General features: G+C 71.0%; 15 protein-coding genes. 13 read left to right on the top strand and 2 right to left on the bottom strand.

Annotated elements, in window-relative coordinates; translation table 11 throughout:
- Positions 1-63: 63 nt before the first annotated feature.
- The gene (gene metH, locus OG510_RS31075) at positions 64-3579 is read right to left on the bottom strand and encodes a methionine synthase (RefSeq protein WP_406141169.1); all 3516 of its coding nucleotides are present in this window, start codon (positions 3577-3579) and stop codon (positions 64-66) included.
- A gap of 239 nt (positions 3580-3818) precedes the next feature.
- On the opposite strand from metH, the gene OG510_RS31070 reads away from it, so the two are divergent.
- The 5 genes from OG510_RS31070 to OG510_RS31050 all read left to right on the top strand — a co-directional run bounded on the left by OG510_RS31070 (position 3819) and on the right by OG510_RS31050 (position 9982).
- Positions 3819-4583, top strand: a complete 765-nt coding sequence (locus tag OG510_RS31070; RefSeq protein ID WP_406141167.1) for an IclR family transcriptional regulator — start codon at positions 3819-3821, stop codon at positions 4581-4583.
- 260 nt (positions 4584-4843) lie between these two features.
- Positions 4844-5620, top strand: a complete 777-nt coding sequence (locus OG510_RS31065) for an MIP/aquaporin family protein (RefSeq protein ID WP_164266161.1) — start codon at positions 4844-4846, stop codon at positions 5618-5620.
- Positions 5621-5680: 60 nt separating this feature from the next.
- Positions 5681-7210, top strand: coding sequence for a glycerol kinase GlpK (gene glpK / locus OG510_RS31060; RefSeq protein WP_406141165.1), 1530 nt, complete (start codon positions 5681-5683; stop codon positions 7208-7210).
- Positions 7211-7215: 5 nt separating this feature from the next.
- The gene (locus OG510_RS31055; RefSeq protein WP_164266159.1) at positions 7216-8823 is read left to right on the top strand and encodes a glycerol-3-phosphate dehydrogenase/oxidase; all 1608 of its coding nucleotides are present in this window, start codon (positions 7216-7218) and stop codon (positions 8821-8823) included.
- Between the two features lie 100 nt (positions 8824-8923).
- Complete coding sequence (locus OG510_RS31050; protein ID WP_406141163.1) at positions 8924-9982, top strand: LLM class flavin-dependent oxidoreductase; 1059 nt, start codon at positions 8924-8926, stop codon at positions 9980-9982.
- A gap of 58 nt (positions 9983-10040) precedes the next feature.
- Here OG510_RS31050 and OG510_RS31045 read toward each other — a convergent pair whose 3' ends face one another.
- Positions 10041-11453, bottom strand: a complete 1413-nt coding sequence (locus OG510_RS31045; protein ID WP_406141162.1) for an MFS transporter — start codon at positions 11451-11453, stop codon at positions 10041-10043.
- Positions 11454-11729: 276 nt separating this feature from the next.
- On the opposite strand from OG510_RS31045, the gene OG510_RS31040 reads away from it, so the two are divergent.
- From OG510_RS31040 to OG510_RS31005, 8 genes are all read left to right on the top strand, one after another.
- The gene (locus OG510_RS31040) at positions 11730-13232 is read left to right on the top strand and encodes an aldehyde dehydrogenase (protein ID WP_406141160.1); all 1503 of its coding nucleotides are present in this window, start codon (positions 11730-11732) and stop codon (positions 13230-13232) included.
- Positions 13233-13437: 205 nt separating this feature from the next.
- Entirely contained in the window at positions 13438-14397 is a 960-nt protein-coding gene (locus OG510_RS31035) for a VOC family protein (protein WP_406141159.1), read from the top strand.
- Positions 14394-15182: an aspartate dehydrogenase domain-containing protein gene (locus tag OG510_RS31030; protein ID WP_406141158.1), complete on the top strand. Its 789-nt coding sequence runs from the start codon at positions 14394-14396 to the stop codon at positions 15180-15182. The genes OG510_RS31035 and OG510_RS31030 overlap by 4 nt, the downstream gene beginning before the upstream one ends.
- Positions 15179-15973: an alpha/beta fold hydrolase gene (locus tag OG510_RS31025; RefSeq protein WP_406141157.1), complete on the top strand. Its 795-nt coding sequence runs from the start codon at positions 15179-15181 to the stop codon at positions 15971-15973. The genes OG510_RS31030 and OG510_RS31025 overlap by 4 nt, the downstream gene beginning before the upstream one ends.
- A gap of 38 nt (positions 15974-16011) precedes the next feature.
- Positions 16012-16533: a cupin domain-containing protein gene (locus OG510_RS31020; protein WP_406141156.1), complete on the top strand. Its 522-nt coding sequence runs from the start codon at positions 16012-16014 to the stop codon at positions 16531-16533.
- The gene (locus OG510_RS31015) at positions 16533-17273 is read left to right on the top strand and encodes an SDR family oxidoreductase (protein ID WP_406141155.1); all 741 of its coding nucleotides are present in this window, start codon (positions 16533-16535) and stop codon (positions 17271-17273) included. Before OG510_RS31020 ends, OG510_RS31015 begins: the two co-directional genes overlap by 1 nt.
- 17 nt (positions 17274-17290) lie before the next feature.
- The gene (locus tag OG510_RS31010; RefSeq protein ID WP_406141153.1) at positions 17291-18079 is read left to right on the top strand and encodes an SDR family oxidoreductase; all 789 of its coding nucleotides are present in this window, start codon (positions 17291-17293) and stop codon (positions 18077-18079) included.
- A gap of 10 nt (positions 18080-18089) precedes the next feature.
- Positions 18090-19715, top strand: a complete 1626-nt coding sequence (locus tag OG510_RS31005) for a thiamine pyrophosphate-binding protein (RefSeq protein ID WP_406141152.1) — start codon at positions 18090-18092, stop codon at positions 19713-19715.
- The last annotated feature ends 5 nt before the right edge of the window (positions 19716-19720 follow it).

Here is a 19720-nt window from a genome sequence, read left to right as displayed (position 1 = left end):
TGTGATGCGGTGCACGCACCGGCGGACGGGTGACCGGCCGCCGGTGCGTGCTGATCCACCGGGTTACCTGGCGTTGAAGTACTTGGCCTCGGGGTGGTGGATGACGATCGCGTCGGTGGACTGCTCGGGGTGGAGCTGGAACTCCTCCGAGAGGTGGACCCCGATCCGCTCCGGCTGGAGCAGTTCGGCGATCTTCGCCCGGTCCTCCAGATCGGGGCAGGCACCGTAGCCGAGGGAGAAACGCGCGCCGCGGTACTTGAGGGCGAACATGTCCTGGACGTCGGAGGGGTCCTCCCCCGCGTAGCCGAGCTCGGAGCGGACGCGGGCGTGCCAGTACTCGGCGAGGGCTTCGGCCAACTGGACGGACAGGCCGTGCAGTTCGAGGTAGTCGCGGTAGGAGTTGGCCGCGAACAGCTCGGCGGTGGCCTCACCGATCCGGGAACCGACGGTGACGACCTGAAGGCCGATCACGTCCGTTTCGCCCGACTCCTCGGGGCGGAAGAAGTCGGCGAGGCAGAGCCGCCGGCCGCGCCGCTGCCGGGGGAAGGTGAAGCGGGTGCGCTCGGAGCCGTCGTCGTTGAGGAGGATGAGGTCTTCGCCCTTGGACACGCAGGGGAAGTAGCCGTAGACGACGGCCGCTTCCAGCATGTTCTTGGTGTGCAGCTGGTCCAGCCAGCCCCGCAGATGCGGCCGGCCCTCCGTCTCGACCAGCTCCTCATAAGTGGGCCCCTCGCCCTTGCGGGCCTCCTTGAGCCCCCACTGCCCCTTGAAGAGAGCGCCCTCGTCCAGCCAGGACGCGTACTCCTTGAGCTGGATGCCCTTGACCACCCGGGTGCCCCAGAACGGCGGCTCCGGCACCGGATTGTCCGTGGCGACATCCGAACGTACGGAACCCTCCGGCTCGTCCACCTCAAGCACGGCCGCCGTCTCCCGCTTCGGCACCCGGCGCTGCTTCAGCTCGGGCAGCACCGCTCCGGGCACCCCACGCTTGACGCCGATCAGGGCGTCCATGAGGCGCAGGCCCTCGAACGCGTCGCGGGCGTAGCGGACTTCGCCCTCGTAGATCTCGTGCAGGTCCTGCTCCACGTAGGCGCGGGTCAGGGCGGCGCCGCCGAGGATGACGGGGAAGTCGGCCGCCATCTCGCGCTGGTTGAGCTCCTGCAGGTTCTCCTTCATGATCACCGTGGACTTGACCAGGAGGCCGGACATGCCGATGACGTCGGCCTTGTGCTCCTCGGCGGCTTCCAGGATCGCGGAGACGGGCTGCTTGATGCCCAGGTTCACGACGTTGTAGCCGTTGTTCGTCAGGATGATGTCGACGAGGTTCTTGCCGATGTCATGGACGTCACCGCGCACCGTGGCAAGCACGATGGTGCCCTTGCCGTCGTCGTCCGTCTTCTCCATATGCGGTTCGAGATGGGCCACCGCGCTCTTCATGACCTCGGCGGACTGCAGCACGAACGGCAGCTGCATCTGGCCGGAGCCGAACAGCTCGCCGACGACCTTCATGCCTTCGAGCAGCGTGTCGTTGACGATCTCCAGCGCGGGGCGCGTCGTGAGTGCCTCGTCCAGATCGGCTTCCAGGCCGTTCTTCTCGCCGTCGATGATCCGCCGCTGCAACCGCTCGTCCAGCGGCAGGGCCATGAGCTCCTCGGCCCGGCCGGCCTTCATGGACTTCATGTTGACGCCCTCGAACAGCTCCATGAGCTTCTGCAAGGGGTCGTAGCCCTCGGCGCGCCGGTCGTAGATCAGGTCGAGGGCGACCTTGACCTGCTCCTCCTCCAGCCGCGCGATCGGCAGGATCTTCGACGCGTGCACAATCGCCGAATCCAGCCCCGCCTTCACACACTCGTCCAGGAACACCGAGTTCAACACCACGCGGGCGGCCGGATTCAGACCGAAGGAGATGTTGGACAGACCCAGCGTGGTCTGAACGTCGGGGTGGCGGCGCTTCAGCTCGCGGATCGCCTCGATCGTTGCGACACCGTCACCGCGCGACTCCTCCTGGCCGGTGCAGATGGTGAACGTCAGGCAGTCGATCAGGATGTCCGACTCATGGACCCCCCAATTACCCGTGAGATCCGCAATCAGCCGCTCGGCGACGGCAACCTTGTGCTCGACCGTCCGGGCCTGGCCCTCCTCGTCGATGGTCAGCGCGATCAGCGCCGCACCATGCTCGACAGCCAGCTCCGTGACCCTCGCGAAACGCGACTCCGGCCCGTCACCGTCCTCGTAGTTCACCGAGTTCAGGACCGCACGCCCACCCAGCTTCTCCAACCCAGCCCGCAGAACGGGGAGTTCAGTGGAGTCCAGAACGATCGGCAGGGTGGATGCGGTCGCGAAGCGGCCGGCCAGTTCCGCCATGTCGGCCACCCCGTCACGGCCCACATAGTCGACACACAAGTCCAGCATGTGCGCGCCCTCACGGATCTGGTCGCGGGCCATCTCCACACAGTCGTCCCACCGGGCGTCCAGCATCGCCTCACGGAACTTCTTCGACCCGTTGGCATTCGTCCGCTCACCGATCGCCATATACGCCGTGTCCTGCCGGAACGGCACACTCTGATACAGCGACGCGGCACCCGGCTCGGGACGCGGCTCACGGACAGCCGGAGTGAGCGCACGGGCCCGCTCGACCACCTGGCGCAGATGCTCGGGCGTCGTGCCGCAGCACCCGCCGATCAGCGACAGCCCGTAGTCGGTCACAAAGGTCTCCTGCGCGTCCGCCAGCCCCTCGGGGTCCAGCGGGAAGTGCGCACCGTCCTTGGTCAGAACCGGCAGGCCCGCGTTCGGCATGCACATCAGCGGCGTACGCGAGTGGCGTGCCAGATACCGCAGGTGCTCGCTCATCTCCGCCGGGCCCGTCGAGCAGTTCAGCCCGATCAGGTCGATCCCCAGCGGCTCCAGCGCGGTCAGCGCGGCACCGATCTCGGAGCCGAGCAGCATGACACCGGTCGTCTCGAAAGCCAGCGAGCAGATCAGCGGCACACTCACCCCCAGGGCGTCCAGCGCCCGGCGCGCACCGATGAGACTCGACTTGGTCTGCAGCAGGTCCTGCGTGGTCTCCACGATCAGGGCGTCGGCGCCACCGGCCAGCAGGCCCTCGGCGTTCTGCTGATAGCCGTCCCGCAGGACGTCGTACGTGGTGTGGCCGAGCGACGGCAGCTTGGTACCGGGGCCGATCGAGCCCAGGACCCAGCGCTGGCGGCCGTCCCTGGCACCGAACTCGTCGGCGACCTCCCGGGCGATCCGGGCACCCGCCTCGGACAGCTCGACGATCCGGTCGGAGATCTCGTACTCGTTCGCCGCCGAATGATTCGCACCGAAAGTGTTCGTCTCCACACAGTCCACACCGACAGCGAAGTACTCCTCATGGACGGAACGCACGATGTCCGGCCTGGTCACATTGAGGATCTCGTTGCAGCCCTCCAGCTGCTGGAAATCCTCAAGAGTGGGATCCTGCGCCTGCAGCATCGTGCCCATCGCACCATCGGCCACCACCACACGGGTGGCGAGTGCCTCACGGAGGGCGTCAGCTCGGGTCCGGCTGTCAGCGGAAGGGGTCGGCGACGAGGCCATGGAATGTACTCCCTGGGATGCGACGGCTGTCGGCTTTGCGCCTTCCGGCAGGATGGCGCACCTGGCCAGGGTAGCGGGGACGGTGCCGATCGGGGTCGGCGTCCCAGGAGGCGGACGCCCCGGTCGCCACGGGCCGGGGGGAGACGCCCGGTACCGCCCGGCCGCACTCCGCGTGACACTGGGTCGACATGGACCGATAGTGTTCAGCATTGCCGAACAGTGTGGAGGGTGGCCCAGCAATGGCGAAGAACATTCAGTCCCTGGAGCGGGCGGCTGCGATGCTGAGGCTGCTCGCGGGCGGCGAGCGGCGGCTCGGCCTGTCCGACATCGCCTCCTCCCTCGACCTGGCCAAGGGCACCGCCCACGGCATCCTGCGCACCCTCCAGCAGGAGGGTTTCGTGGAGCAGGATCCGGCCTCCGGGCGCTATCAGCTGGGGGCCGAGCTGCTGCGCCTGGGCAACAGCTATCTGGACGTCCACGAACTGCGGGCGCGTGCCCTCGTCTGGACCGACGACCTGGCCCGCTCCAGCGGTGAGAGCGTCTATCTGGGCGTCCTGCACCAGCGGGGCGTACTGATCGTCCACCATGTCTTCCGCCCGGACGACAGCCGCCAGGTGCTGGAGGTCGGGGCCATGCAGCCGCTGCACTCCAGCGCGCTGGGCAAGGTGCTCTCGGCGTACGACCCAGTGGCGCACAGCGAGGCACTGGAGACCGAGCGGGAGAGTTTCACGCCCCGCACGGTCAGCGACCTGGAGCAGTTCGAGACCGTACTGAATCTCACCAGGGCGCGCGGCTGGGGCTCCGACATCGAGGAGACCTGGGAGGGCGTGGCGTCGGTGGCCGCTCCCATCCACGACCGGCGCAGGATGCCGCTGGGCGCGATCGCCGTGACCGGCGCGGTCGAGCGGGTGTGTGTGGACGGGGAGCTGCGCCCCGAGCTGGTGGCCGCGGTGCGCGACTGCGCCCGTTCCGTCTCCCGCGATCTGGGCGCCGGCCGCTTCTGAGGCGCTTCGGCGGCCCCGCTTCCGGAGTTTCTCCCGGTACCGGCGGGAACCCCGACCGAGTTTCGCGTCACAGGCTCTTGACGTTTACCGACCGCAGGACAAAACTGCCGTTCATCGGTCGGCATTGTCGAACACTTAACGGAAATACGCGTTAAGGTGTGACAGTGCCAAAGGGCCGGCAACGCCCTCACCTGAGGGCGCGGACGACCGGAGGAAACCGGTGTCCGGCTTCCCCTGGACGAAGGACAAAGGAGTCGCGGGTGTCCAGCTCCGACATCTTCATCGGCGAGACCATCGGTACCGCCGTACTCGTACTGCTCGGCGCCGGTGTGTGCGCCGCCGTAACCCTCAAGCGCTCCAAGGCCAAGGACGCAGGCTGGCTGGCCGTCACGTTCGGCTGGGGCTTCGCCGTACTGACCGCCGCCTACATCTCCACCGGCGTGTCGGGCGCGCACCTGAACCCGGCGGTGACCATAGGACTGGCCGTCAAGGGCGACACCCCGTGGAGCGACGTGCCGCTGTATCTCGGCTCGCAGCTGCTCGGCGCCATGATCGGCGCTGCGCTCGTCTGGGTCGCGTACTACGGTCATTTCCAGGCCCACCTCAAGGACCCGGAGATCGTGGCACTGGACAAGAGCCCCGCGAAGAACGAGCCAGGCCCCGGCCCGGTGGGCGGTGTCTTCTTCACCGCGCCCGAAATCCGCAACGTCGCGCAGAACCTGGCCACCGAGATCATCGGCACCCTGGTCCTCGTCCTGGCGATCCTGACCCAGGGGCTGAGCGCCGACGGCAAGGGCCTGAGCATCCTCGGCGCGCTGATCACCTCGCTGGTCGTCGTCTCCATCGGGCTGTCGCTCGGCGGTCCGACCGGGTACGCCATCAACCCGGTCCGCGACCTCGGCCCCCGTATCGTCCACTCCCTGCTGCGCCTCCCCCACAAGGGCAGCTCGGACTGGAGCTACGCGTGGATACCGGTGGCGGGCCCGCTCATAGGCGGCGCTCTCGCAGGCGGTCTGTACAACCTCGCCTTCGCGTGAGCCACCCGGCATCCGGACACCCGGCAACGACGACACCCCTTCAGACTTTCGGAGCACACCGTGACCACTGACGCTCACACCACCGGGCCGTTCATCGCGGCCATCGACCAGGGCACCACCTCCAGCCGCTGCATCGTCTTCGACCGGGACGGCCGGATCGTCTCGGTCGACCAGAAGGAACACGAGCAGATCTTCCCGAAGCCGGGCTGGGTCGAGCACGACGCCGCCGAGATCTGGACCAACGTCCAGGAAGTCGTGGCGAGCGCGGTCCGCAAGGCCGGCATCACATCGGACGACGTCAAGGCCATCGGCATCACCAATCAGCGCGAGACCACGCTGATGTGGGACAAGAACACCGGTGAGCCCGTCCACAACGCCATCGTCTGGCAGGACACCCGCACCGACGCGCTCTGTCGCGAGCTGGGCCGCAACGTCGGCCAGGACCGGTTCCGCCGCGAGACCGGTCTGCCGCTGGCGTCGTACTTCGCCGGGCCGAAGATCCGCTGGCTGCTGGACAACGTCGAGGGCCTGCGCGAGCGCGCCGAGGCCGGCGACATCCTCTTCGGCACCATGGACTCCTGGGTCATCTGGAACCTCACGGGCGGGGTGAACGGCGGCGTCCACGTCACGGACGTCACCAACGCCTCCCGCACCCTGCTGATGAACCTGCACAAGATGGAGTGGGACCCGAAGATCCTCGCCTCCATCGGCATCCCGGCGGCCGTGCTGCCGGAGATCCGCTCGTCCGCCGAGGTGTACGGCACGTCCAGCGAGGGCGTGCTGGCCGGTGTCCCCGTCGCCTCCGCGCTCGGCGACCAGCAGGCGGCGCTGTTCGGCCAGACCTGCTTCTCCGAGGGCGAGGCCAAGTCGACGTACGGCACCGGCACGTTCATGCTGATGAACACCGGTGACACGCCCGTCAACTCGTACAACGGGCTGCTGACCACCGTCGGGTACCAGATCGGCGACCAGAAGCCGGTGTACGCCCTCGAGGGGTCGATCGCCGTCACCGGTTCGCTCGTCCAGTGGCTGCGTGACCAGATGGGCATGATCAACAGTGCCGCCGAGGTCGAGACCCTGGCCTCGTCGGTGGACGACAACGGCGGCGCGTACTTCGTCCCGGCCTTCTCCGGTCTGTTCGCCCCGTACTGGCGTCCCGACGCGCGCGGTGTGATCGCCGGTCTGACCCGCTACGTCACCAAGGCGCACATCGCCCGTGCCGTGCTCGAGGCCACCGCCTGGCAGACGCGCGAGATCAGCGACGCCATGACCAAGGACTCCGGCGTCGAGTTGACCGCGCTCAAGGTCGACGGCGGTATGACCTCCAACAACCTGCTGATGCAGACCCTCTCCGACTTCCTGGACGCGCCGGTGGTGCGCCCGATGGTGGCCGAGACGACCTGCCTCGGCGCTGCCTACGCCGCCGGTCTCGCCGTCGGCTTCTGGCCGGACACCGACGCGCTGCGCGCCAACTGGCGCAGGGCCGCCGAGTGGACACCCCGGATGGACGCGGCCGTCCGTGACCGCGAGTACAAGAACTGGCTCAAGGCCGTACAGCGGACCATGGGCTGGCTCGAAGACGAGGAGTAACCAATATGACCACCCTGCAGAGCGTCCCGGCCCTCGGGACGCACCCGGCCTCCGGCTCCCTTCCGAGCCGCGCCGAGACTCGGGAGCAGCTTTCCAAGGCGACGTACGACCTCCTGGTGATCGGCGGCGGAATCCTGGGCATCTCGACCGCCTGGCACGCCGCGCAGTCCGGGCTGCGGGTGGCCCTGGTGGACGCCGGCGACTTCGCCGGCGCCACCTCGTCCGCGTCATCCAAGCTCCTGCACGGCGGCCTCCGCTACCTCCAGACGGGGGCTGTGAAGCTGGTCGCCGAGAACCACTTCGAGCGGCGCGCCGTCTCCCGTGACGTGGCCCCGCACCTGGCGAACCCGCTGACGTTCTATCTGCCGGTGTACAAGGGCGGCCCGCACGGCGCGGCCAAGCTCGGTGCGGGCGTCTTCGCCTACTCCGCGCTCTCCGCCTTCGGCGACGGCGTCGGCCATGTCATCTCCCCGGCGAAGGCGCAGCGCGATGTGCCCGAGCTGCGGACCGACAACCTCAAGGCCGTCGCGGTCTACGGCGACGACCAGATGAACGACTCCCGGATGGCCCTGATGACGGTGCGCGCCGCCGTCGAGTCCGGGGCCACCGTGCTCAACCACGCCGAGGTCACCGGGCTGCGCTTCACCCGGGGCCGGGTGACCGGTGCGGAGCTCAAGGACCGGCTCGACGGCAGCGAGTTCGGCGTCAGCGCCCGGCTCGTGCTGAACGCCACCGGGCCCTGGGTCGACCACCTGCGCAAGCTGGAGGACCCGAACGCGGCGCCCTCCATCCGGCTCTCCAAGGGCGCGCACCTGGTGCTCAGGCGGACCGCCCCGTGGCGTGCCGCGCTGGCGACGCCGATCGACAAGTACCGCATCACGTTCGCCCTGCCGTGGGAGGACCAACTGCTGCTCGGCACGACCGACGAGGAGTACGAGGGCGACCCGGCCGATGTGTCGGTCACCGAGAAGGACATCGCCCAGATCCTGGACGAGGCCGCCTTCTCCGTGCGGGACCAGCAGCTCTCGCGCGATCTGATCACGTACTCCTTCGCCGGGCTCCGGGTGCTGCCCGGCGGCCCCGGTGACACATCGAAGGCCAAGCGCGAGACGGTCGTCACCGAGGGAAGCGGCGGGATGCTGTCGGTGGCGGGCGGCAAGTGGACGACCTTCCGGCACATCGGCCGTACGGTCATGAACAAGCTGGCCGCGCTGCCCGGCCACCCGCTCGGCGACGACATGGAGCCGATCTCGCACCTGCCGAAGAAGCAGCCGCTGCCCGGCATAGCCAACCCGCACGCGGTCGCGCACCGGCTGCTGGTGGACGGCGGGACGCAGGGGCCCGGCATGGGGGCGGACACCGCCCGCCACCTGGCCACCCACTACGGTTCGCTCTCCTTCGACATCGCGCGGCTCGCGAACGAGGACCCGGCGCTGGCCGAACGCGTCCACCCGGACGCCCCGGAGATCTGGGCGCAGGTCGTCTACGCGCGCGACCACGAGTGGGCCGAGACGGCCGACGACGTGCTGCGCCGCCGTACGACGCTGACCATCCGGGGCCTGGCCACGGACGACGTCCGGGCGAAGGTCGAGGACGTACTCGGCAAGAAGTAGCCGCACGGCGGTGAGGTGAGGGGCGGTCCTGCGGGGCCGCCCCTCATTCGTGCCACACGGCTGCCACAGTGCCGCAATGTCCGGCGCCCAGAGTTGGACCATGAAGTTTCAAGTGCTCTCCCTCATCAGCCACGCCCCGCACCCGCTGACCGGTGAACTTCCCTCCGCTGCCGACCGGTTGGCGGAGGTCGTCGACACCGGCGTGGCGGCCGAGCGGCTCGGGTTCGACGGGTACGCGGTCGGCGAGCGGCACGCGGGCCCCTTCCTGTCGTCGAGCCCGACGGTGGTGCTGGGCGCCATCGCGGCGCGTACCTCCACGATCAGGCTGCTGACCGGCGTCACGGTCGTGGCGATCCTCGACCCGGTCCGGGTCGCCGAGGACTACGCGACCCTCGACCAGCTGTCGCGCGGCCGTATCGAGCTGGTCGTCGGCAAGGGTGCGGAGGCCGGTCACTTCGACCTCTTCGGGCTCGACGAGGAGCGGCAGTGGGATCTGCAGCGGGAGAAGTACGAGCTGCTGCGCCGGCTGTGGAGCGAGGAGGAGGTCGACTGGGAGGGCGAGTTCAGGCCCGCCCTGCGCGGGGTGACGACCCTCCCGCGGCCCTACCGGGGGCTCCCGCGGATCTGGCACGGCTCGGCGACCAGCCTCAACTCCCCCGAGCTGGCGGCCCGCCACGGTGACCCGCTCTTCACGGCCAACGCCATCCAGCCGCGCGAGGCGTACGCGGAGCTGATCGCCCACTACCGGGAGCAGTTCGCGGAGTACGGTCACGACCCGGCGCGGGCCCATGTGGCCGCCGGGTCGGGCGGGCTGCTGATCGCGGACAGCTCGCAGCAGGCGGTGGAGCGCTTCAAGGAGCTGTACGAGGCGAAGGTGGCGCAGAACTTCAAGCCGCAGCTGGCGGGCCGGGCCGGATACAACACCCCTTTCCGCACCATCGAGGACGCCATGGGCGGCGGACCCCAGCTCATCGGGTCCCCGCAGCAGATCATCGACAAGATCCTCGGATACCACGAGGTCTACCGGCACGATCTCCAGTCCATCAGCGTCGACGGGTTCGGGCTCGCGCGCGGGGAACAGCTGGAGACCCTGCAGCGGTTCGCGGAGGAGATCGCCCCTGTGGTGCGCAAGGAGGCGCCGTCGGCCCTCTGGGAGTGAGGCGAGGCCACCTCACCCGGCCGGCCCGCCCCGGCCTTTCCCGGCCCGGGAGGGGCGCTCAGGGCGAGACCTCCTCCAGGCGCCGCCCCGCGGTCTCCTCGGCGCCGAGCACCGCGACGGCGGCGCCCGCCAGTGCCACCGCTCCCAGCACCACGAACACCGGCGGGACATGCCCTCCGGCGTACACCATGCCGACGACGATGGGGCCGAGGATCACCCCGAGCCGGTTCATCGCTCCGCCCATGCTGCTGCCGAGGGCGCGCATCCGGGTCGGGAAGAGTTCCGGTGTGTAGAGGTAGAGGCAGATGTTGGAGCCGAAGAAGAAGACCGCGGCGAGCGAGGTCCACACCAGCACCTGGGCCGGTGTCCTGGCGCCGAGGTACGCGAGGACGAAGAGCATCACGGCGGCTCCGGAGAGGCAGACGGTGATGACGCGCCTGCGTCCGGCGCTGTCCACGGTGAGCGCGGCGGCCAGACAGCCCGCGAGCCCGGCGCAGGCGGTCACGGTCGAGTAGAGGAGCGCGTCGGAGAGCGAGAGGCCGTAGCGGTTCTGGTAGATCGTCGGCAGCCAGGAGGTGATGCCGTAGTTGACGAAGTACCCGGTGAACCAGAGGGCGCCGATCACCAGGGTGCGGCGGCGGTAGCGGCCGGTGAACAGCCCGCGCAGACCGTCGGCCCCGGCTTCCGGGACCGCCTCAGGGGCCGCTCCGGCCGCCGTGCCCGCCGCGTCCGCCGCCGGGTCGGTGACGGGTGGCAGCGGCCGGCCGGTGGCGCGCTGGACCTCGGTCTCGATCCTGGTCATCACATCGGCCGCCTCCTGGACCCTGCCGTGTTCGGCGAGCCAGCGCGGTGACTCGGGTACGGCGCGCTGCACCAGGACGCACAGCACCCCCGGTACGGCCGCCAGCACATACATCCAGCGCCAGCCGAGCAGCGGCACCACCCAGGCGGCGACCAGCGCGCCCACGGTGAGTCCGGCCGGGAAGACCAGCTCGTAGAGCAGGACGAACCGCCCGCGCCGGTGGCTGCGGGTGATCTCCGCGATGAAGGTGGCGGCCACCGGGACCTCGCCGCCGATGGCCAGCCCCTGGACGAAGCGCACCGCCATGAAGGAGCCGGAGGACTGGGTCGCGGCCAGGGCCAGGTTGGCGACGCTGGAGACGGCCACGCACAGGGCGATGACCTTGACCCGGCCGATCCGGTCGGCGAGCCGGCCGGAGAGCACCGCGCCGATCAGCATCCCGACCGAGCCGACGGTGAGCAGCCAGGTGGACGCGGAGTCGGTGAGATGCCACTCCTGGCGCAGCTGGGGCATGGCGTACGCGATCAGGAGCTGGTCGAACGCCTCGAAGAAGGTGACGGCGCCCACGATGAGCCGGACGGTGACATGCCAGCGGCTCATCGGGAGCCGTTCGAAGCGGGCGGCGACAGCCGCCCGGACCGCTCGGTCCGCTGAAGCGTCGATCGTCATATGCAGGGTCCTCCGACTCCACGGCTGAGGGGCGAGGGCGAGGCGAGAAGAACGCGGTGTCCCACGGGGGTTGTCCGCAGCCCGGGTTACGAAGCGCGTTAGGCCAAAGTTTCTTAGCGCTTAAGTTGTATCGCTTGCCCACCGGACGACGTCAAGGGTCTGCACAGGTAAATCACCAAACAATTGGGGGTTGCGCCGAGATATCTAAGCCCTTAGATTTCTAGCCCTCAGCCACATCGGCTCCCACCCAACCCTGTTCAGCCAGGAGGCTCCCGTATGCCCCGGTCCCCTGCTGCCGAAGTACCCGACGAGGCGCTGGTCGCCGGAGTGTGGCGCCGCGGCGCCGGTGCCCCGGCCGAGACCGTCGACCCGGCCACCGGCCGGGTGCTCGCCACCGTGCACGCCGTGACCGTGGCGGAGGTCGACGAGGCCGCCGAAGGCGCGGCCCGCGCCGCCGCCGACCCGGTCTGGCGCGCACTGCTCCCCCATCAGCGCGCCCGGCTGCTGCACCGGATCGCCGAACTCACCGAGGACGCCGCCGGACACCTCGCCGCGCTCCAGACCGCCGACACGGGCAAGGCGCTCACCGAGACCCGCGCCCTGGTGGCCAGCGCGGCCGGGACCTTCCGGTACACGGCCGCCGCGCTGGAGACCGCCGAGGAGGCAGTCACCCCGGCGCGCGGCGACTACCTCACGATGAGCACCTACGAGCCGATCGGCGTCGTCGGCGCGATCAACCCCTGGAACTCCCCGGTGGCCAGCGACGCGCAGAAGCTCGCGCCCGCACTCGCCGGCGGCAACGCGGTCCTGCTGAAGCCCGCCGAGTGGACCCCGCTGGTCTCGCTCGCGCTGGGCCGGCTGATCACCCGCGCGCTGGATGAACTCTCGCTCCCCGCAGGGCTGCTGTCGGTGCTCCCCGGGCGCGGCAGTGTCGTGGGGGACGCCATCGTGCGCCATCCCCGCACCGGGAAGGTGAGTTTCACCGGCGGCACGGACACCGGCCGGACGATCGCGCACGCCGCCGCCGAGAAGATCATGCCCGTCTCACTGGAGCTCGGCGGCAAGTCGCCGACGATCGTGCTCGCCGACGCCGACATCGAACAGGCCCTGGCCGGTGTCATGTTCGGCGTCTTCTCGTCCAGCGGCCAGTCCTGCATCGCCGGTTCGCGGCTCTTCGTGGCGCGGGACATCTACGACTCCTTCGTCGGGGAACTCGTCGAGCGCACCCGGAAACTGCGGGTCGGCCCAGGCACCGCGCCGGACACCCAGGTCGGCCCGCTGGTGCACCACAGGCACCGGGACTCGGTGGCGGCCCGCGTCGACCTGGCGCGCGCCGAGGGGGCCCGGGTGCTCTGCGGCGGCTCCGCGCCGCAGGGCGAGGCGTACCGGGACGGGGCCTACTATCTGCCGACCGTCCTGGACGGCCTGGACAACTCATCACGCACCTGCCAGGAGGAGATCTTCGGGCCGGTGCTCGCCGCGCTGCCCTTCGACGACGAGGACGACCTCGTACGGCGGGCCAACGACTCGGTGTACGGGCTGGCCTGCGGCATCTGGACCCGGGACCACCGGGCCGCCTGGCGGATCGCCCGCCGGGTCGACGCGGGCACCGTCTGGATCAACACGTACAAGCAGTTCAGCATCGCCACCCCCTTCGGCGGCCTCAAGGACAGCGGTCTCGGGCGGGAGAAGAGCCGCGACGGCATCCGCGCCTACCAGCGCCAGAAGTCCTTGTACTGGGGCACTTCGGACGCCCCGCTCCCCTGGGCCGCCCTGTAGACCGCCGCCCGTAGACCGCCGCCCCTAGAACGCCGCTTCCCGCAGACCGCCGCCCGTAGGCCACCGCCCGGCGGGCCGCCCCGTAGGCCACCGCCCGGTGGGCCGCCCCGTAGGCCACCGCCCGGTGGGCCCCCACTAGGTGGACCACCGCCGCACCGGCCCTGTCCGCGAAGTCGCTCCTGGATCAGTCCGTCTGGAGACAGTCATGCCCCAACCCCCCATCGCCCGGCTGCGGTCGCTGCGCAGCGTCGAGCTGTTCACCCCCGCCTTCACCGAGACCGCCGACTTCTACCAGGAGGTCTGGGGCCTGGAGACCGTCGAGTCGGGCCCCGCCGCACGCTGGCTGCGCGGCACCGGCGCCGAGCACCACGTCCTGCAGCTCACCCGCGCCGACCGCACCGGCCTCGGCCGGCTCGCCTTCGCGGTGGCGACACCGGCCGATGTCGACGAGGCGGCCCGGCGGCTGCTCGCCCGCGGGATCACTCCGGCCACCGGACCCGGACCGCTCGACCAGGTGGGCGGTGGCTACGGACTGCGCTTCACCGACCCCGAGCAGCGGCTGATCGAGATCAGTGCCGAGGTCCACGCGGTCGCACCGCGCGGCCGGGACGGCTCGGTACCGGTGGGTGTCACCCACACCGTGCTCAACACCGCCGACATCGACGCGTCCGTCGCCTTCTACCGCGACGTGCTCGGCCTGCGGGTCTCCGACTGGTCCGAGCATCAGATGGCGTTCCTGCGGTGCAACGCCGACCACCACTGCATCGCCTTCAACCAGGCCGAGTGGGCGTCGCTCAACCACGTGGCGTACGAGATGAGTTCGGTCGACCACTTCATGCGCGGGCTCGGGCGCCTGCGCCACCACGGCATCGTCCCGCAGTGGGGCCCCGGCCGGCACGGTCCTGGCAACAACACCTTCTCGTACTTCACCGACCCGGCCGGGCTGGTCTGCGAGTACACGTCGGACGTCGCGCAGATCGTCGAGGACGCCTGGATCGCCCGGGTCTGGCGGCGCACCCCCGAGCTGTCCGACCTCTGGGGGACGGCGGGCCCGCCGTCGGCGGAGATCCGCAGCCGGATGGCCGGCACCCCCGACCCGGGCCCGCTCGCCGCCGCGGCAGGCCCGGCAGCAACTCACCACGACACCGCGGAGGTTCCGGCATGACCCGCAGCGTAGGACTGGTCGGCTGGGGCGCCATCGGCCGCACGGTGGGCACCGCGCTCGCCGCCGGCGCCGTCGAAGGGGCCGAACTGGTCTGTGTGGTCGACAACCGCGCGATCGGCGACGCGCCCGCCCCGCAGCTGTCCTTCGACGAGGCCCTGGAGCGCTGCGATCTGATCGTGGAGGCCGCGGGCCAGGGCGTCGTACGGGAGTGGGCCGAGCGCATCCTGCGGTCCGGGACCGATCTGCTGATCGCGTCGGCCGGGGCGCTCACCGACGAGGAGCTGACGAAGCGGCTGCTGGCCGCGGGCCCTGGCCGGGTGTACGTCACATCGGGCGCCGTCGGCGGACTCGACCTGCTCCAGGCGGCCCGTGGCCTCGGCCCCCTCCACGACGTGCGGCTGACCACCACCAAGCTTCCCTCGACGCTGGAACAGCCCTGGATGGACGAGGAACTGCTGACCCGGATGCGGACGGCGACCGGTCCTGTCGAGGTCATGTCGGGCACCGCACGCGACATCCCGGTGAAGTTCCCCAAGTCGACCAATGTGGCCGCTTCGGTGGCCCTCGCCGTGGGTGACATGGACGCGGTGCGGGTGAGGGTCATCGCCGACCCGGGCGCCGACCGCACCCGTCATCTGATCGAGGCCCAGGGCCCGTCGGGCGCGTACCGCTTCGAGGTCGCGCACCTGCCCGACCCGGACAACCCTGCCACCAGCCGGATCGTGCCGTACGCGGTGCTGCGCAGTATCGCGGCCGTCGCCGGGCGTTCGGGGCAGATCCTGTGACGGCCGCACCGGTGGCGGAAGCGCGGGTGACGGAGGCAGGGACGGAGGGTCCGCTGCTGCTCTGTCTGCACGGCATCGGCTCGTCGTCCGCCGCCTTCGCCCCGCAGCTCGCCGAACTCTCCGCCTATGTACGGGTGGTGGCCTGGGACGCCCCCGGCTACGCGGCGTCGCCCGACCCGCCCGGCCCGCTGACGCTCGACGGCTACGCGGACGCGGCGGCGGCGCTCATCGAGGAGCGCGGCGGCAGCGCCCATGTGCTGGGCGTCTCCTGGGGCGGGGTCATCGCGCTGCGGCTGGCCGCCCGCCACCCAGGGCTCGTCGCCTCACTCGTCGTCGCCGACTCCAGCGCGGGGTCGGGCACCGATCCCGCGAAGGCGGCCGCGATGCGCGGACGGGCGGCCGAGCTGGCCGACGCCGGGCCGCGCGCCTTCGCCGAGCAGCGCGGACCGCGGCTCGTCTCCCCCGCGGCGCCCCCCGACCTGGTGCGCCGGGTCGTCGACACCATGGCCGCCGCCGTACGGCTGCCCGGTTACGGCTACGCGGCCGAGGCGATGGCGGCGGCCGACCTCCGTACCGAACTCGCCGGGATCACCGCTCCCGCCCTGGTCATCTGCGGCGACCAGGACCGTGTCACCGGCGTCGACGCGAGCCAGCTCATCGCCGGCTCCCTCCACAAGTCCGCCTACGTGATCGTCAAGAACGCCGGTCACCTGGCCAACCAGGAGCAGCCCGGGGCCTTCAACGCCTGGGTCCTCTCCCACCTCCGTATCACCGCGCGGATCCCCGAATGACCCGCCCGAGCAGCACCCCCACCGAGAAGGAGCACGTCATGCCCGTCACCACCACCGCGTACGACAACGGCGGCGACCTCGCCGACTACACGGACTCGCTGATCGCCACGAAGGACTCCCGGGAGCCCGACTGGGACACCCTGGCGTTCCAGGCCAAGGCCGGTGAGCAGTACCGCCGCGCGCAGATCCGCTACGTCGGCTCCGGCGCCACCGGCAACCACGACGGCGACAACAGGATCCTGCCGTCCGGCGGCTTCACCTTCTCCAACATGCTGCTGCCGCCGGGCGCCGAGGGCCCCGAGCACACCCACCACGACGTCGAGGAGGCGTTCTTCGTCCTGGAGGGCAAGGTCCGCGTCGGGATCCACCGCGGCGGCGACGAGTCGGAGTACCGCACGCTCGGCTACCGCGACATGATCGTGGTCCCGGCGGGTGTGGCGCGTTCGCTGAAGAACGAGGGCGACACCGACGCGCTGTTCTGCGTCGTCATCGGCACGCAGAAGCCGCAGGTCCCGACCTACCCCGAGCACTCGCCGATGCACGGCGTGACGCGCGACTGATGCGCACCGTCGTCATCACCGGCGCGGGCCGTGGCCTCGGACTGGCCATGGCCCGCCGGGCGGGGCAGGACGGCTTCCGCACCGTGCTCGCCGAACTGGACCCGGAGCGCGGGGAACCGGCGGCCAGGACACTGCGCGACGAGGGCCTCGACGCCCACTTCGTCCCGTGCGACGTGGCGGACCCCGCGTCGGTCGACGCCCTCGCTTCGGCGGTCGCCGCGCTGGGCCCGCTGCACGGGCTCGTCAACAACGCGGCGCTCGCCAACGGGGTGGGCGGCAAGGAGTTCCAGGACATCACCGTCGCGGAGTGGGACCGGCTGATGGCCGTCAACGCCCGCTCCCCCTGGCTGGTCTCCCGCGCGCTGCTGCCTCAGCTGCTCGCGCACGGCGACGGCGGGCGCATCGTCCACCTCGCGTCCGACGCGGCGCTGTACGGCTCGGTGCGGCTCGCCCACTACGTCACCTCCAAGGGCGCGGTGATCGCGCTCACCCGGGCGATGGCCCGGGAGCTCGGCGACCGGGGCATCACCGTGAACGCGGTGGCGCCCGGCATCACCGAGGGTGAGGCCACCGAGTCCGTACCGGCCGAGCGCCATGAGCTGTACCGCGCCAACCGGGCCATCTCGCGCCCGCAGCGCCCCGACGACCTGCTGGGGCTCGTCTCGTTCCTGCTGGGCGCCGAGTCCCGCTATCTCACCGGACAGGTGATCGCCGTCAACGGCGGCTTCACCATGAACTGACCCTCGGAGCAACTGATATGGATCTGGGCCTCGCCGACCGCACCGTACTGGTCACCGGCGGCAGCTCGGGCGTCGGCCTGGCCACGGTCCGCGCCCTGCTCGACGAAGGCGCCAACGTCGCCACCTGCGGCCGCGACGCGGACCGGCTCGCCGCGGCGGCCGCGGGTCTCGGCGCGGACGGCGCCCGGCTGCTCACCGGAGTGTGCGACGTCCGGGACGCCGAGGCGGTCCGCCGCTTCACCGAGCGCACCGCGGAGCACTTCGGCGCACTGGACGGGCTCGTGAACAACGCCGGCCAGTCACGGATGAAGAACCTCGCCGAGAGCACCGCGGACGACTGGCGGGACGAACTGGAGCTGAAGTTCGCCGGCGTACTCAACCCGCTCCAGGCGGGGCTCGCCCTGCTGCGCGCCTCACCGGCCGCGTCCGTCGTCAACATCAACGCCGTACTCGCCAAGCAGCCCGAACCCCGGCTCATCACCACCAGCGCGGCCCGCGCCGGGATCCTCAACCTCTCCAAGTCCCTCTCGCAGGAGCTGGCCCCGGACGGCATCCGGGTCAACTCGGTGTGCCTGGGGCTGGTCGACACCGGGCAGTGGACCCGCCGCCACGCGGCGTCCGGCACCTCGCAGCCGTACGAGCAGTGGCAGGCGGAGCTGGCCGCCGACCGCGGCGTCTCGCTCGGCCGGCTGGGCCGCGCCGACGAGGTCGCCTACGCGGTCCTCGCCCTGCTCTCGCCGCGCGCCTCGTACATCACCGGCACCGCCGTCGACGTCTGCGGCGGCGTCGGCCGCTCCATCCTCTGAGGAGACCACCATGCGATACACCACCGGAGGCGATCTCCTCGTCGCCGTCCTGCGCGAACTCGGTATCGACACCGTCTTCGGCATCGTCAGCGTGCACAATCTGCCGCTGGTCGAGGCCGTCGACCGGGAGCTGCGCTTCGTACCCGTACGGCACGAGGCCACCGCCGTCAGCGCGGCCGACGCCTACGGCAGGGCCCGCGGCTCCATCGGCTGCGCGCTCACCTCGACCGGCACCGGCGCGGGCAACGCCGCCGGCTCGCTCATCGAGTCGCTCAGCGCGGGCACCGCGGTCCTGCATGTCACCGGGCAGATCGACAGCGCCTATCTGGGCGGCGGGCGCGGCTTCATCCACGAGACCAAGGACCAGCTCGCGATGTTGCGCGCGGTCTCCGCGTACGCCGCGACGGTCACATCGGCCGACGACGCGGGCCGGCTGCTGCGCGAGGCGGCCCAGGCCGCGCTCACCGCCCCCGGCGGGCCGGGCAGCGTCGAGTGGCCGGTGGATCTGCAGTACGCGGCGCAGACCGACACCGGCGAAGCGCCCGCCGGGAGCCCGCACCCGGTGCCCGACCCGGCCGAACTCGCCTCCGCGGCCGCGCTGCTGGGCTCCGCGAGGCGCCCGCTGATCTGGGCGGGCGGCGGTGCGACCGGGGCCGGGCCCGAGCTCACCGCACTGCTGGCCGCGACCGGCGCGGGCCTGCTGACGTCCAACTCGGGGCGGGGAGCGGTGCCGGAGGACCACCCGGCGGTCATCGGCAACTTCGCCACCACGCCGGCGGCGCGCGCCCTGCTCGCCGACGCCGACGTGCTGCTCACCGTCGGCACCCACTTCCGCTCCAACGAGACCGCCGACTACACCCTCACCCTGCCCGCGGCCCACATCCAGGTCGATGTCGACCCGGCCGCACCGGGCCGCGTCTACCCGGCACGCCACGCCCTGCACGGGCGCGCGGCCGATGTACTGGAGTCCCTGCTGCCGTACGCGCGCCGGGCGGAGCCGGACTGGACGGCGCGGGTCACCGGCGTACGCGAGGAGGTACGGGCGCTGCTGCACGACTCCATAGGCCCGCAGGCCGCGGTCTGCGACGCGCTGCGCGCCGTGCTGCCGCGCGATTCGGTCGTCGCCCGCGATGTCACCATCGCCTCCAGCAGCTGGGGCAACCGGCTCCTGGAGATGTACGACCCCCGGTCCAACGTCTTCCCGCGTGGCGGCGGTATCGGGCAGGGGCTCGGCATGGGCATCGGGGCGGCGCTCGCCCGCCCCGGCTCCCCCACCGTGGTGCTGGCCGGCGACGGCGGCCTCGCCGTCCACCTCGGCGAACTGCTCACGCTCGCCCAGGAGCGGCCGCCGCTGACGCTGGTCGTCTTCAACGACGGCGGCTACGGGGTCCTCCGCAATATGCAGGACCGCTACAGCGAGCGGCGCTCCGGGGTCGATCTGACCACCCCCGACTTCGAACAGCTGGCCCACGCCTGCGGGCTGCCGTACGCCAGGATCGCGGCCGCCGAGCACGCGCACCCGGTGCTCGACCACGCGGTGGCGTCCGGCGGCCCTGTCCTCGTCGAGGTCGATCTGGCCGCACTCGGCCCGATGAAGAACCCGTTCACTCCGCCCGTCACGATCCCCACGGCGTAGGGAGG

This window comes from Streptomyces sp. NBC_01089 (assembly GCF_045162975.1).
Taxonomy (GTDB): Bacteria; Actinomycetota; Actinomycetes; order Streptomycetales; family Streptomycetaceae; genus Streptomyces.
This window is presented reverse-complemented; position numbering and strand designations above follow the sequence as displayed.

Bases quoted from the DNA above. Each gene is read 5' to 3' on its own strand.
- OG510_RS31045 (WP_406141162.1), bottom strand. From the start codon at position 11,453: ATGACGATCGACGCTTCAGCGGACCGAGCGGTCCGGGCGGCTGTCGCC.
- OG510_RS31070 (WP_406141167.1), top strand. From the start codon at position 3,819: ATGGCGAAGAACATTCAGTCCCTGGAGCGGGCGGCTGCGATGCTGAGG.
- OG510_RS31005 (WP_406141152.1), top strand. From the start codon at position 18,090: ATGCGATACACCACCGGAGGCGATCTCCTCGTCGCCGTCCTGCGCGAA.
- OG510_RS31010 (WP_406141153.1), top strand. From the start codon at position 17,291: ATGGATCTGGGCCTCGCCGACCGCACCGTACTGGTCACCGGCGGCAGC.
- metH (WP_406141169.1), bottom strand. From the start codon at position 3,579: ATGGCCTCGTCGCCGACCCCTTCCGCTGACAGCCGGACCCGAGCTGAC.
- OG510_RS31015 (WP_406141155.1), top strand. From the start codon at position 16,533: ATGCGCACCGTCGTCATCACCGGCGCGGGCCGTGGCCTCGGACTGGCC.
- OG510_RS31020 (WP_406141156.1), top strand. From the start codon at position 16,012: ATGCCCGTCACCACCACCGCGTACGACAACGGCGGCGACCTCGCCGAC.
- OG510_RS31055 (WP_164266159.1), top strand. From the start codon at position 7,216: ATGACCACCCTGCAGAGCGTCCCGGCCCTCGGGACGCACCCGGCCTCC.
- OG510_RS31050 (WP_406141163.1), top strand. From the start codon at position 8,924: ATGAAGTTTCAAGTGCTCTCCCTCATCAGCCACGCCCCGCACCCGCTG.
- OG510_RS31035 (WP_406141159.1), top strand. From the start codon at position 13,438: ATGCCCCAACCCCCCATCGCCCGGCTGCGGTCGCTGCGCAGCGTCGAG.
- OG510_RS31040 (WP_406141160.1), top strand. From the start codon at position 11,730: ATGCCCCGGTCCCCTGCTGCCGAAGTACCCGACGAGGCGCTGGTCGCC.
- OG510_RS31030 (WP_406141158.1), top strand. From the start codon at position 14,394: ATGACCCGCAGCGTAGGACTGGTCGGCTGGGGCGCCATCGGCCGCACG.